Origin of the sequence: Mesorhizobium sp. M0293, from assembly GCF_040321735.1 — a bacterium.
Classification (GTDB): Bacteria; Pseudomonadota; Alphaproteobacteria; order Rhizobiales; family Rhizobiaceae; genus Mesorhizobium.
The window spans coordinates 1-14,530 of sequence record NZ_JAMYSA010000134.1; the positions used below are offsets into that span (position 1 = coordinate 1).

At 56.0% G+C, this 14,530-nt stretch carries 12 protein-coding genes; 10 read left to right on the forward strand and 2 right to left on the reverse strand.

Going from position 1 to position 14,530, the window contains the following annotated elements; all coding sequences use genetic code 11:
- Together NKJ06_RS30530 and NKJ06_RS30535 are read right to left on the reverse strand one after the other, a co-directional pair.
- Positions 1 to 1,118, reverse strand: a 1,118-nt coding sequence (locus NKJ06_RS30530; protein WP_352811769.1) for a hydantoinase B/oxoprolinase family protein, incomplete at its 3' end; no start/stop codon positions are given.
- A 4-nt stretch (positions 1,119 to 1,122) separates the two neighbouring features.
- On the reverse strand, positions 1,123 to 3,177 hold the full coding sequence (locus NKJ06_RS30535; protein WP_352811772.1) for a hydantoinase/oxoprolinase family protein: 2,055 nt from the start codon (positions 3,175 to 3,177) through the stop codon (positions 1,123 to 1,125).
- A gap of 253 nt (positions 3,178 to 3,430) precedes the next feature.
- On the opposite strand from NKJ06_RS30535, the gene NKJ06_RS30540 reads away from it, so the two are divergent.
- The 10 genes from NKJ06_RS30540 to NKJ06_RS30585 form a co-directional block, all read left to right on the forward strand.
- Positions 3,431 to 4,438: a sugar ABC transporter substrate-binding protein gene (locus NKJ06_RS30540; protein WP_352811774.1), complete on the forward strand. Its 1,008-nt coding sequence runs from the start codon at positions 3,431 to 3,433 to the stop codon at positions 4,436 to 4,438.
- Between the two features lie 9 nt (positions 4,439 to 4,447).
- Positions 4,448 to 5,959: a sugar ABC transporter ATP-binding protein gene (locus NKJ06_RS30545; RefSeq protein ID WP_352811776.1), complete on the forward strand. Its 1,512-nt coding sequence runs from the start codon at positions 4,448 to 4,450 to the stop codon at positions 5,957 to 5,959.
- A gap of 48 nt (positions 5,960 to 6,007) precedes the next feature.
- Positions 6,008 to 6,946 (forward strand): ABC transporter permease, encoded by a 939-nt coding sequence (locus NKJ06_RS30550; RefSeq protein ID WP_352811777.1) that lies wholly within the window; start codon positions 6,008 to 6,010, stop codon positions 6,944 to 6,946.
- A 16-nt stretch (positions 6,947 to 6,962) separates the two neighbouring features.
- Positions 6,963 to 9,032 (forward strand): hydantoinase/oxoprolinase family protein, encoded by a 2,070-nt coding sequence (locus NKJ06_RS30555; protein ID WP_352811780.1) that lies wholly within the window; start codon positions 6,963 to 6,965, stop codon positions 9,030 to 9,032.
- Between the two features lie 440 nt (positions 9,033 to 9,472).
- Positions 9,473 to 9,700, forward strand: coding sequence for a hypothetical protein (locus NKJ06_RS30560; RefSeq protein ID WP_352811782.1), 228 nt, complete (start codon positions 9,473 to 9,475; stop codon positions 9,698 to 9,700).
- Positions 9,701 to 9,768: 68 nt separating this feature from the next.
- The gene (locus NKJ06_RS30565; protein ID WP_352811784.1) at positions 9,769 to 11,322 is read left to right on the forward strand and encodes an ABC transporter substrate-binding protein; all 1,554 of its coding nucleotides are present in this window, start codon (positions 9,769 to 9,771) and stop codon (positions 11,320 to 11,322) included.
- A 42-nt stretch (positions 11,323 to 11,364) separates the two neighbouring features.
- A complete protein-coding gene (locus NKJ06_RS30570) occupies positions 11,365 to 12,381 on the forward strand; it encodes an ABC transporter permease (RefSeq protein ID WP_352811787.1) in 1,017 nt (338 codons plus the stop codon).
- On the forward strand, positions 12,381 to 13,262 hold the full coding sequence (locus tag NKJ06_RS30575; RefSeq protein ID WP_352811790.1) for an ABC transporter permease: 882 nt from the start codon (positions 12,381 to 12,383) through the stop codon (positions 13,260 to 13,262). The genes NKJ06_RS30570 and NKJ06_RS30575 overlap by 1 nt, the downstream gene beginning before the upstream one ends.
- On the forward strand, positions 13,259 to 14,248 hold the full coding sequence (locus NKJ06_RS30580; RefSeq protein WP_352811792.1) for an ABC transporter ATP-binding protein: 990 nt from the start codon (positions 13,259 to 13,261) through the stop codon (positions 14,246 to 14,248). The genes NKJ06_RS30575 and NKJ06_RS30580 overlap by 4 nt, the downstream gene beginning before the upstream one ends.
- A partial coding sequence (locus NKJ06_RS30585; protein ID WP_352811793.1) for an ATP-binding cassette domain-containing protein occupies positions 14,245 to 14,530 on the forward strand: 286 nt, incomplete at its 3' end. The genes NKJ06_RS30580 and NKJ06_RS30585, both read left to right, overlap by 4 nt.

Genomic DNA, 14,530 nt, shown 5'->3' on the forward strand with positions numbered 1-14,530 from the left:
TGGCCCGACGCAATACCGCGCTCCTGCGGTAGCATTTGCGCAAGTGCTCCAATGACCGCGCGCGCGACCTTGTTCGCAGTGATCGATCGCGCGCCAACCGCTGCGGGATGTGCGGGACTGACGATCGTCCGGCCGGGCGTCTGAATCTCGATGCAGTCGAAAATGCCATGATTGGGCATCAATCCCGGATCGATCATCATTTTGACGCAATACACTACCGTCGCCTGCAGGGCATTGAACGGTACATTCATTGCACCTGCGGCTTGCGGACCGGTGCCTGAAAAGTCGAATAGTAATTTGCCGCTTGATACGGATATCCGCACGGCGATCCTTACCGGTTCGTCGCCAATACCATCGTCGTCGAGAAATGCCTCATAATCGGCCTCTTTCGACGTGAACGCTGCGAGCTGATTGAGGAGGCGGTGCCGCGTATGGGCGATCATATCCGCTATTGCTGCCGTAAGGCGATCATCTCCGATTTGATCGAGAAGCTCCTGAGCCATGACGATCCCGCGGTCATTCGTTGCGAGTTGCACCCCCAGATCGAGCTCGCGTTCCTTGGGATCACGTGTATTCAGGGTGACGAGACGAACGATGTCATTCTGCACTTTGCCTGTGTGCCGCAGTCGGACAATCGGGATACGAATTCCTTCTGCAAATATTGTTTCGGCGGTACCCGAAATGGATCCCGGAACCACGCCGCCGACATCCGAATGGTGGGCGATATTTGCGAGAAAGAACGACAGCTTGCCATTGTAGAAGACCGGCGAGACCACAGTGATGTCGGGGAGGTGGGTACCCCCGGCAACATAGGGATCGTTACACATGAAGGCGTCGCCTTCGCTGATTTGCTCCGGCGAAAACTCCTTCAGCAAATGGGAAACCGCGCCGACTGTGGAGCCCAAGTGCAGAGGAGTGTGTACTGTCTGGGCGAGAACCCGGCCGGTAGCGTCGAACAATCCTACAGAACAGTCGCGCCGTTCCTTTACATTCGTGGAAAAGGATGAACGCACGAGGATATGTAACATTCCCTCGACAATCGTCATCAAGCGGTTGTTGTAAACTTCCATCGCAATCGGATCGGAGACCGGTGCGCTGCCGCTATCTTTCTTCGTCATCTGCTTATTGCCCGCTCTCTTTGTTCAGTTCAATGATCAGGTTCCCCGGAGCGTCCACAAAGGCGACCTGGTTGGGAAAGATCACGCAGGTCGAACTCATGTCCTCGACAATCGCGGGACCAGTGATCCGCGTCGAAACCGGAATCCTGTCGCGTTCGTAAACGACCGCATCCACCCATTTTACATCCGGGTCGACGAAGAATTCGCGCCGCCCAATGATGGCCGCTTCAAGCTTGCCGTTCGGCTGCTGGCAGTGGCTGGCCGTTCCTGAAGATGGCGCGGATCCGCGGACCCGAAAGTTTACTATCTCGATCTGACGGTCGGGGAGCGAATAGCCGTATTCCTTGCGGTGCGCATGTTCGAATTCCCGCAAGAAGGTTTCGGCATCTGGCAGAGGATTCGGGAGTGGAATTTGCACCTCGTGGTTCTGTCCAAAGTACCGTGCCTCCAGTACATTCTCATATTTCCGTTGGTATTGGGGCACATCCTCGCTAGCCAGCCAGCGCTCGGCTTCGCCCCGCAAAACTTCCATTTCCGACGTGATGCTCGACCAGCATTCGCGAATGAAGGGGCGGATCTTGCTCTGAACGAAATCGAGGCTGATATCGGAAACAAGGATACCACGCGCACACATCGTTCCGGGCTCCCTCGGCGCCACAACCCTCGACAGTCCGCATTCGATCGCTGTCTCAACACCATGCAATGGCCCAGCGCCACCATAGGCTATGAATGCATATTTGCGCGGATCGACGCCGCGTTGCGTTGTCACCGAGCGGATGGCGCGAGCCATGTTCGAGACGGCAATCCGTACAATCCCATAGGCTGCTTGTTCCACACTCATTCCCAACGGAATGGCAATCTTTTCCTCGACGACCCTCCGCGCGCCATTGAGGTCGATGGGCATTGTCCCGTTCAATATCGCGACAGGGTTAAGACGACCCAGGACAACATTAGCGTCGGTTAACGTAGGTTCGACGCCGCCTCGCATATACGCGACCGGACCTGGCACGGCGCCAGCGCTCCGTGGTCCCACATGTAAGGCACCGGCACTATCGATATAAGCAATTGAGCCGCCGCCGGCGCCAATTACGTGGATATCGACCATCGGCGTCTTAATAGGATATGATGCCACTTCGCGACTTGTAGTAAAATGCGGCGTTCCGTCACTGATAAGCGATACGTCCGTGCTCGTGCCGCCAACGTCAAAAGTGATCGCATTTTTGTACCCTGCCTGCGCTGCGATGACGGCAGAACCAATTACCCCGGCGGCTGGACCCGACAGACAGGTTCGAACGGGGTATCGGCGAACCGTATCTATGGACATCAGCCCGCCATTTGAATGGATCGTGTAGGGCTTTGCCGATATGCCCAACTTCGTCAGCCTCTCGACCAACCGAGCAAGGTAGTTCTCAAATTTCGGCCCCAAATACGCATTGGCTGTCGTTGTTGAAAATCGTTCATACTCACGAAATTCAGGCAAAACGTCGCTTGATCGGCTAACGAACGCACGCGGCATCAATTCCCGCACGATGCTTTCTGAGCGCAGTTCGTGTTCCGGGTACAAGTAGCTGTGCAGGAAACAGACAGCCACGGCTTCCACGCCCTCGCGGGCCAGGTATTCCACCCCGCGTCGGAGTTCGGCCTCGTCGAGTTCCACCAGCACGTTTCCGCGAGCATCGACTCGTTCGGAGACTTCGATCCGGTACTGTCGCCTTGCCAGGGGTATCGGCTTGATTACCCGGTAGTTATATACGTCTGGGCGCATCTGTCGGCCGATTTCCAGGATATCACGAAATCCTTTAGTCGTTATCAGGCCAGTCTCCGCGCCGCGAAGCTCGATGACCATGTTCGTGCCGACGGTTGTTCCGTGACCGACGAATTCGATTTCTTCGGGTTTCAGATCATGTTTGGCCAGCGCGCTGGCCAGACCGGTTTCAATAGCTTCTGACGGATCGTGCGGTGTCGAGGGCTCCTTGAAGTACATGACCTTTCCCGATTTCGTGTCTATCAATACGAAATCGGTGAATGTTCCTCCGACATCTATTCCCACACGTATCATTCCTGGCTTCCTTAATCGCGTATGGACAAGCACGTCGCTTCGTGTCCGATCAGTTCGATCTGGCTCATTGCCACGACACTGAGTAGCCGCATCGCATAGGAGCTGCTCAGTGTTCTATCCAGTGTGCAAGAAACCAGACTTGAGGCGACATGGCTCATACCAATTCCAACATAGCCCCCGAAACTTTGATATTAGCGGGCATTCGGGGCCCTGCTATCTTTAGGGTGCCCTTTGTGACGGGAGGAGAAGTCGAGTGAATCTGACCTATAAGATAGCAGCCTTGGCAGGCGTCGCAGCGGCCTTATCCGGGCCAGCATATGCTGCCGATCCTATTCGCATTGCGTTGTTCGGCTTCGCGGCTGACAACGCCTTCACACTGACTAGCCTAGCGGGTCTAAAGGAGGCGGCGAAAGAAGCTGGCGACGTTGAAATTGAATTGTTCGACGGTGCGTTTGATGCAGACAGGCAGTTCAACCAAATCCAGGACGCGGTCGCTTCTGGACGATTCAACGGGATGCTGATCCTGCCGATGGGCTATTCTTCGGCGGTCCCTGCGGCCGAGGAGGCAATCAAAGCAGGCATCAAGTTCGGTTCGCTCGAATACCCGCTAGGACCCGATCCAACGACAACCGACAAGTTCCAGGTCAAGGGGATGACGACATTCGTTGGCTATAATGTAGGCAGCATTGGTCTTCGGCTCGCGGAAGCCACTGTGGAAGCCTGTCAGGGTAGGGACCCGTGCAAGGTCGCGCTGCTAGTAGGCAGCCGGTCAGCAGCCCAGGACGTGCCCAAGATCGAGGCATTCAATAAACATATTGCGGAGTTTCCTTCGATCAAGCTCGTCTCCACCCAAGACACGCTGTGGGGGAGAGAACTTGGGCTCAAGGTGACGCAGGATGTTTTGCAATCGAATCCGGACCTGGACGTAATCACCTCTTTCGCCGACCAGGCGGCGGCCGGCGCGGAGGTTGCGTTGACGGGCGCAGGTATGAATGTAGGCGGTGAGGGCGTTCAACTTATCGGCCTAGGCGCTACGCAAACAGCGGTAGCGGCAATCCGCCAAGGGCGCTGGTATGGTACCTATGTGGAGTTGCCATACATGGAAGGCTATCTCGGTGGCAAGAACATGATAGCAGCCATGCGCGGTCAAGAATTTGAACCGATTATCGATTTGGAAACGCGTTCGCCCGTCGGTGCGGCAATCGCCACGAAGACAAATCTCAATACCCATCCGGACTGGTCATCCAAGTGGGATGGCTAGAGGTATACAATGCAAGTCGTTGTCGACAATGTCAGTAAACATTTTGCGGGCGCCATCGCACTTCAGAATGTCTCCTTTGAAGTCTGCGGCGGAAGCGTTCACGGTCTCGTCGGAGAGAATGGCGCGGGCAAGTCGACGCTGGGAAAGCTGGTCGGCGGGATTCTCCAGGCGAGCGATGGACGCGTGATCTACGATGGTGACGACACGCCGGTCTCGTCACCACGTGAAGCGATTGAGCGCGGTATCGCTGTCGTCCAACAGGAACTTGTTCTCTGTCAGAAGCTAACCGTCGCAGAAAATATATTTCTGGGGCGCGAGAACACGACACTTGGATTTTTACGAAACCGGGGGAGCCTTCGGGAATTCAACCAACTACGTGACGAACTTGGATTCGAGCTCGACGGAAGAGCCAAGGTCGGATCGCTAAGTATCGCTGACCAGCAGCAAGTGGAGATACTCAAGGCGCTTTCTCGAAACGCTCGACTGATCGTGCTGGACGAGCCTACATCTTCCCTTACTCCTACCGAAACTGAACACTTGCACCAAGTCGTCAAAAGGTTGGCAACGGATCGCGGAACGACCTTTATATATGTATCCCACTTCCTCGACCACATACTCGGAAGCTGCGATGCTGTATCTGTCCTTCGAAACGGTAAGCACGTGCAAACGGGACCGGCTAAAGATCAAACACACGCGTCACTGGCGGCTGCAATGCTGGGCCGCGACCTCTCCGATATCTTTCCGCCCAAGAAGGCCCCGCCGCCAACTAGCTCGGTTAAGTTGTCTACCAGTGGCCTGACAAGACGGCGCAAATTCGAGAACATCAACATCCAGGTTAAGGCGGGAGAGATAGTCGGAATAGCAGGACTTGTCGGCAGCGGCCGCTCTGAGGTGTTGCGATCCATCTTTGGTGCCGACGAATTTCAAAGTGGCATGGTTGCAATCGACGGGTACCCAGTTGGCCGCCATACGCCGATCACGGCAATGCGCAATGGTTTGGCCATGGTGCCGGAAAGCCGGCGCGAGCAGGGATTGTTCCTCGAACATTCGATCGCGGAAAACATCTCGCTCATAAATTTTAGTGAGCTTCGTCCTTTCGGCATAGTAAACCGCGGGAAAGAAGCGGAAGAGATACGCAAGTGGGCCGGCCGCCTGAACATCAAATGCACATCTACCGACGCTTTGGTTTCCTCCCTTTCAGGCGGCAACCAGCAAAAGGTGCTTTTCGCAAAATGGTTGGCCGGCAACCCATCGGTTATGTTGCTTGACGAGCCGACCCGCGGCGTGGACATCGGCGCAAAATCCGAAATCTACAATCTGATCGCCGAACTGGCGGCGCGTGGGATGGCTATCCTGATCGTCTCGTCTGAGATCGAGGAACTGGTTGGCTTGTGCCACCGGATGTACATCATGCGTGAAGGCAGCATCGTTGGCGAAAAATCCGCCGAGGAAATCGAGATCGGAGCAATCCTGCGCGAATGCCTTGGCGTATGCGAGAGCGATCTCCATTCAAACAGGTGAGAATAAAAATTTCTGCAAACCGCTGAGATCGAGAGATTGGAGAGACCAGTGCGGTTCAAGAACTATGGGCTGAGCCTCCTGGGGGATTACGCCATCCTCATCGCCTTGGTACTGGCGGTCATTCTCCTTGCGGTTGTGGAACCTGCGTTCCTCACATTCAGGAACTTGCGCAATCTGCTCGACCAGAACGCCGGGATCGGGATCATTGCATGTGGGATGACGTTCGTGATCATCGCTCGCGGTTTTGACCTATCCGTGTCAGCGACGTTCGCAGTTAGCGGAATTACGGCCGCACTTGTTGCCAATGCATCGACGCCGATAGTCGGCTTGATGTCGGGTGTAGTGATTGGCACGATGATTGGTTTAGCCAACGGAACCCTTATTGCCAGGCTTCAGTTGAATTCGTTCCTGATCACCTTGGCTTCCAGCATCGTAATTCGGGGCTGCGGCATCGCCATGTCCGGCGGATACCTGATCAACGTAACGGAAGAATCCTATTCTACGCTTGGGCGAGGTACTGTTTACGGGATCACTTATCCCAGCATTGCTTTCGTCCTTTTCGTGCTAATCTCCACGCTTGTGCTTCACCGCACCCAGTATGGCCGGTACATTTTTGCCGTCGGTGGAAATGAGGAGGCGGCGCTTCTTTCGGGTATCCGAACCAAAATCATCAAGGGATCAACTTTTGCGATTGCGGGATTTGCGGCTGCTCTTGCTGGCATCCTTCTGTCATCGAAGGTTTCCACCGGCATACCCAACAGCGGTTCCGGGATCGAGCTGCAGGCGATCGCCGCGGTTGTTCTCGGAGGGACGTCGATTGGCGGCGGTGCCGGCGCCATCTGGCGCACGGTGGTGGGGGTGTTTCTGTTGGCGATCGTAAACAACGCCTTCAACATTATGAACCTCGAACCATATCTCCGGGAGATAGTCACCGGCACCATCATCATTCTAGCGGTGATTACAAATACGCTCACCGGTCGCAAGTAATACGAGGGCAGGATAAATGGCTAAAATCAGCACCATTGTTAAAAAAGACCGGTACAGGATAGCCGCCGACATAGGTGGCACTTTTACGGATGTGGTCGTTCAAAATACGAGCACAGGTGAATTACTTGCGGCGAAATATCCGACCACGCCAAGTGATCTATCTGACGGAATATTGCGTGCATTTGGCCAAGTCATCGACGATTTCGCCGAGGTCGAGTTTGCGGTACACGGAACGACGCAAGGATTGAACGCGCTGCTATCTCATTCTGGCGGCAGGATTATGCTCTTGACGACCGCCGGCGCTCGCGACAGCTTCTTCATAATGCGGGGATCGCGACCGCGAAGGGAAATGTACAACAACAAGTTCCAGCGTCCCGAACAGTTTGTGCGGCGGCGGGATACATTGGAGATAGGGGGTCGCCTTGACTACGAAGGCAACGAAATAGCGGAAACAAATCTGGACGACCTGCAAGCCGCGGCCGAACACGCTAGGGTGAACGGGATTCAATCGGTGGCGGTCTGCTTCCTGTTCAGTTACAAAAATCCCGACCACGAGATTGCCGCTCGCGAATTTCTGGAGCGGAACGTCCCAGGAATTTCGGTGTCACTTTCGCACGAAGTCGCACGTGAGTGGCGCGAGGCGGAGCGTACGGCGTCGACCGTGGCGGATGCCTATATCAGTCCTCTGGTTCGGCAATACCTTGGAGTCGTAGAATCGCGCCTGAAAGAAGGAGGACTTACAGTACCGCTTTATGTAACGCGGTCCAGCGGCGGTCTGATGTCTGTCAAACAGGCGAGTAAACAGCCTATTCAAACCCTCTTTTCTGGCCCGGTAGGAGGCATCATAGGAGCGGCGGAAATGACAAAACTTTTCCGCACGGATAATGTCATATGCGCGGATGTCGGAGGGACCAGCTTCGACGTCAGTCTCGTCGTTGACGGCAAGCCGCGGGTTGTCAATCAGACGACGCTCTCTGGCATGGACATTATCATGCCCGTTGTTGAAATTGAGTCCATTGGTGCTGGCGCCGGTTCTATTGCTTATATCGAAGCGGGCGGCCTCCGCGTAGGCCCTGAAAGCGCAGGAGCCGAACCGGGGCCGGCCTGTTACGGGAAGGGCGGCACAGCGCCCACGGTCACCGACGCACAAGTGTTCTTAAATCGCTTCTTGCCACGTGCGGAGTTGGGCGGAACAGTTCGGATCGACCGTGCAAAGGCGGAGGCCGCGCTAACGAGGGTAGCAAAGTCGCTTGGAATGGATGCGGAAACGCTTGCAGAAGGCATACTGGACATCACGAATGCCAAAATGGCCGATGCTATCCGCAGGATTACCGTCGAACAGGGCATCGAACCGCGGGATTTCTCTATCGTCGCGTTTGGTGGCGCCGGCGCTATGCACGCCGCCTTTCTCGCAGAAGCCTTGGAAATCACTGACGTCGTAGTGCCGCCGCACGCGGGCGTATTCTCCGCATGGGGGATGCTGCATTCGCCCATGCGCCACGATATCGCGGTTCAATTCAACAAATTCATAAAGGATGTCGAGGAATGCGAGATTTCTCGTAGATTTGAGAAACAGTCAGAGTTGGCAAAAGCTCATTTGGACGCGGAAACAGGCGGTAAGGCCGAGATACGCTACCAGTACCTTCTCGATCTGCGATATGACGGGCAGGAATATACTGTCACGGTGGAACTCCCGCAAAATGGGACGTCCGTTCACCAAATTTCCGAGATTTTCCATCAAGCCTATAACCAGCGCTACGGTCATTCCCATCCTGATGCGTCGATAGAGATCGTCGCATTGCGCTTGGTAGCGACCGCTCCCATGGGAAATGGCGTTGCCCCGGACACATCCAGCACGCGAACGACAGAACTGAAATTCACCGAACGCGATGTGATGTTCGGCGGCCAATGGCTGAAAACGCGGATCTTCAACAGCGAAGACCTGTACCAAGGGGACGAACTGGATGGCCCGCTCATTGTCGACGCAGGTCTTTCCACGACTGTCGTTCCTCCCGGATCGCGCCTTGTCGTCGAAGCGCAAAAGGTTACGCGCCTTATTGTGGGGCGAAGAGAAAGCAAATCATAGGCTCAATACATTGATTGACCGGTAAGGAAATTGAGGTAGCAGCGCGCCACATAACCGTGAGTGCACTGACCAAAAGAACCATCGCTATCCGATCGAATTCGTGGCCCGTGCTATCTGGTCTCTGCTTCCCTTCAATGTGAACCTGCGCGATCGTCGTTTCCTACGATACCATCGCTGCTCGTGCCGAAAGCACGGCTCTGATTATGCGCGCAGGATTTGCCCTAAACGTCCATATGTAAGTCGGCGTGTTCGGTGGAATGCAGGCAGTTCCCCATATCAGTTTGGAGGTGGCCGCCGAAGATTTGATATTAGCCGATTTCGGAACCATCGCTAAGCTAGGAAAAAATGGGTCTAAGGGGATCTAAAGCAGGGGGCAAAATCAATCACGACGTAGTTACGTGTTACGTGATTGAGACCAATATCTGCAAGGTACAAACGGCGTGGTCGCGGAATGCTGCATCTACAAGGATGCGTTGGCTTTGCCGACGCCAACCATCAGGCGCAAGTCGGAGGTCAGCAGCTACGCAGGCCAATACATGCTAGCAAACCCGGACACCGGCATCGTGGTCGTTTACTTCAGCGTCCTCGAGAACACGGGCGATCCCGACCCCGACCCCAACTTCCAGGGCCCTCTGGTGAAGATGATGGCCAAACTCTCTGCGGAATGAGGGGGCTGGTTGTAGGCAAGCTTCTGAATTTACTATGAATCGAATAACCAAGAAAAAGGGGAACTGCAATGACTATAGATCGACGTGAAATTCTCAAGTGTGCCCTAGGTTCGTCCATTGCCATCGCTGGACTGAGCTGGTCCAGCCTGCAGGCAGTCGCACAGCAGGCATCTCAGAACACGCTGACCTGGATTTGGGACGTAGCGTACCAGAACATGAACCCAGCCATTGCCAATGCGGCCGAAGCCTATGTGCTAGGCAACGTTTACGAGACTCTCTTTGCCTACAAGGACGGCAAGGTCCTGCCGAAACTGGCGATCGCTTGGGAGGGCACGGAGGGTGGCAAGACCTGGACCGTCAAATTGCGCGAAGGGGTAAAGTTTCACGACGGCTCGCCGCTGAATTCGGCGGCGGTCAAGAAGTCGTTCGAATATACGCGTGATCTTGGGAAGGGCAATAGTTACCTAATTGCTAGTCTGGAGCATGTGGACACGCCGGACGAGCATACCGTCCTCTTCCGTTTCAAAGATGTCATCGCCTTCGATCTCGTGGCGGGTGGAAGTGGTTTCGTGATCGGCCCGGCAGGCATCGACAAGGGCGACGAATGGCTGAACCAGGGCGATGCGATCGGCACCGGCCCCTACAAGTTGACAGAGTTTCAGCAGGGAAAGCTGATCGTCCTCGACAAATTCGAAGATTACTGGGGCGGATGGAAAAGCGGCCAGATCGACCGTGTCCTTCACCCCTATGTGGCCGAAATGTCGACGCGCATTCAGATGATCCGCTCCGGCGAAGCAAACATTTGCCCCCGTATTCCCGCTACGCAGATCGAGAGCCTCAAGGCTTTGCCAAATGTTTCCGTCGCAGATATTCCGAGCTGGCGCAAGCAATTCTATATGATTAACACGCAAAAATATCCAACAGACAATCTGAAATTCCGCCAAGCTCTGTTATCTCTTTGGGATCACGAGTCGGTATTGAAGGACATCTTTCATGGCATCGCCATAAAGCCGGTGGGTCCCGTCGTATCTACTTTGTGGGGTCACGGAACATACGACGTGGGCACATATGATCCACAAAAGGCGCTGTCACTCCTTGAAGAATCGGGCGTCCCTAAGAAGGATTGGAAGATAAAGGCGCTGTACTACGCGGGTAATCAAGAGCAGATTGATGCAATAGAGCTGTTCCGGGCCAACGCCGAGGCTGTCGGACTTGATGTCGAGCTTGAGCTTGAGGCGGTTGCCACCAGCTACAACAAAAAGGCGCGATCTCCTGAAACCACCGGTCACCTGAACGCGATGGTAAGTTGGCCAGGTTATCCGTCTCCACAGGACTTTTTGGGCGCCTTTAAGAGCGAAGAGAAGCCCGTCTGGAACTTCTCCTATTACCACGATGAAGAGTACGACCGGCTGGTAGGCGAAGGCTTCAAATTGGAAGGTGTCGACAAAGACATTGCGGCTAAGACGTATATCGCCGCCCAGGACAGACTTATGCGGAACGCCGTCGCCATCTTCTATGCCGATGTTGACCGGGTCGTAGCCTATTCCTCCGATATCAAAGGAATGGAACAAGCCAACAATCCCGCCTACGAATGGATCTCCCTCTACAGCCTGAGCAGATAGGCGGTCTTGCTAGGCGGAAAGTAGCGGGAGGATATCACGGCTATGGCAGTGCACTTGGTTCAGCGACTGTTGATGATCGTTGGCGTCGTACTTGGCGTCGTCACTATAATGTTCGTCCTGAGCCGAGTGCTTGCCCCCTCGCCAGCGGAGTTAATGCTGGGGCAGAGGCCTTCCTCTGAGATGATCGCCAAGATGAACGACGAACTCGGACTCAATAGACCGCTCGCGGTTCAATATCTGGGTTTCATTGGCAATGTGCTGCGTGGAGAATTGGGCAATAGCCTGCTGACCGGACGGCCCGTGCTGTTGGAGGTACGCGAGCGATTAGGCGCAACGTTCGAACTCACTACCTTGGCGATGGTGCTCGTTCTGCTTATTGGCGTTCCGATCGGAATCCTTTCCGCAGTAAGGCAGAACTCGGTCATCGATAATGTCATCCGGACGGCCTCGGTTGCCGGCGTCGCGATCCCCTCTTTCATCCTGGCGATGTCACTGCAGCTCCTCTTTTACGGCGCGCTCGGATGGCTACCGCTCCACGGTCGCGTGGATACTTCGATCCTTTTGGGTAACCCTATCAGGCCGATCACCGGTCTGTTCCTTATAGATGCCCCTCTTACCGGCAATTGGGAGGGTTTTACGAGCGCTCTTGCACACATAGCGCTACCACTCCTCACCTTGACCATCCTGCTGCTTGCTACCGTGACACGCATCACGCGCAACATGATGATTGAGGTTCTGAAGGAGGAATATATTCGGACTGCGTTTGCCTATGGGCTGCCGAAGTCCGTGATCTATTATCGGTATGCGTTGAAGGCCACCCTCATACCAATCCTGACGGTCATTGGATTGACCTATGGCTACCTTCTGGGCGGAGCCGTTGTGGTCGAGTCTGTCTTCGACTGGCCGGGGCTAGGTTCCTTTGTGGTTTCGTCGATCGCGCAGAATGATTACCCCGCCTCGCTCGGCGCCACACTCTTTCTGGCCGGCATATACCTCTTGGTCAATCTGATCGTCGACCTTCTGTATGCGGTCGTCGATCCCCGGCTCAGAACAGCGTAATGGAGATGATGATGCAAATCGACGTCATCGAGTGGCCCGACCGGCTGATCCTTGCAAGAGCATTCTTCAGACAGCACCGGCTGTTCGTTTTTGGCGTGGCCATCCTCCTGGTGGTGGTTTCATGTGCAGTGCTGGCCACTTGGATTGCACCCTATGAGCCGACCAAAATCATGATGTCGGAGCGGCTTTTGGCCCCCGGCGCCGAGCATCTGATGGGCACGGATCGCTTCGGCAGGGACATCTTCGCCAGGGTGCTCCATGGAGGAAGGATATCGCTGCTCGTAGGCCTATGTGTTGTCCTTCTATCCTTAGTCATCGGCGTTCCCATCGGACTTGTGGCAGGGTATTTCGGTGGCAGAACCGACCTTCTTTTGATGCGTGTAGCAGATGTCTTCTTGGCTTTTCCGCCGCTGCTTCTGCCGATCGCCATCATTGCTGCACTTGGTCCTGGCATTTGGAGCGCTGTGATCGCGCTCGGTGTCTCATGGTTCCCAGGAACGGCGCGCATTATGCGCGGTGCGGTTCTGCGCGTGCGCGAGGAACTTTATATCGGCGCCGCGCGAACGATCGGTTTGGGGCATCTGAGCATTCTGGTTCGCCACGTCCTGCCAAACTCGCTGACTCCGGTCATCGTTGCGGCCTCGGCGGATTTTGGCTACGCGATCCTGGCCGGGGCATCGCTGAGCTTTATCGGCTTGGGCGCAAGGGCTCCGGCGGTCGAGTGGGGGCTGATGGCGGCGGATTCCCGGGTCGACTTCCTCGATCACTGGTGGACAGCGCTGTTTCCGGGTCTGGCGATCTTCGTAACAGTGCTTGCACTCAATCTCGTTGGGGACGGTCTCCGCGATATTCTTGACCCAAAACAGGGCCGAAGGGAATGAGCGATCCGGTTCTTCAGGTTAGCGGCCTCGGAGTGACTTTTCCCGGCCTTTTCCGATCAACTTCGATCCTGCGCGGCGTTGATTTCGAAGTTGCCGCAGGCGAAGTACTCGGTTTGGTGGGCGAGTCGGGCTGCGGGAAGTCCATGACCGCGAGCGCCTGTCTTGGGATGGTGCCGCCACCGGGCTGCGTCACCGGCAGCATCAGGATCGACGGGCAGGAGGTCATTGAGCGGCCGGAGTCCGAACTGCGTGCCATGCGCGGCAGCCGCGTTGCGATGATCTTCCAAAATCCGATGCGTTCCATGAACCCGTTCTTCACGCTTGGGCGGCAGATGATCGATGTCATCTGTTGCCACCGACCGGTCGGTCGGGCAGAAGCGCGTTCCGTGGCCTTGAGCGAGCTCAAGGCCGTGCGCATCCCTGACCCGGAGCTTGCACTTGAGAAGTACCCGCACCAGCTTTCGGGCGGACAGATCCAGCGCGCCCTGATTGCGCTCGCGCTCGCCTGCCAGCCGCGCCTTTTGATAGCCGATGAGCCGACGACGGCGCTCGACGTGACCATTCAGGCACAAATCGTCTGGCTCCTGCGGCGCCTGGCCGATGAGAAAGGCCTTGCCGTCGTGTTCATCACACACGATCTCGGCATCGTTTCGCAACTTTGCGATCGCGTGGCCGTCATGTATGCGGGCCGGATCGTTGAGATGGGCAGCGTGGAGGCGGTGATCGACCAGCCTCGCCATCCCTATACGGCAAAGCTGCTGGGTACGGTTCCAGTAGTTGGCCGCGGTACCCGCGATCTCGTCTCAATACCCGGCCATGTGCCCGATCCTGGCGTGATACCGACGGGCTGCGCGTTTCACGACCGATGCGACGGGGCGACTGGCATCTGCGCAGAGGCGGATCCGCCGGCACGGACCTTTGGCGAGGACCACTGGGCGCTATGCCATCATGCCGTTCGCCATCAGCAGGTCACGGAGGCACCATGAACGCCGCACCGCCCGTTCGCCTGGTCTCCGTGGAGGGCCTGTGCAAAGTGTATCCCACGCGCCACGGCGCCATAAAGGCCTTGGACGACATAAGCTTTCAGATCGCGCGGGGCGAGACACTGGCACTCGTCGGCGAGTCGGGCTGCGGCAAGAGCACGCTCGCATCCGCACTGCTGGGGCTTGTGAAATTCGATTTTGGCACAATCGAGATCGGCGGCAATGTAGTCACCGCCCACCTGCACGGGACCACAATGCCCCCACGCCGCGACATCGGCGTGGTGT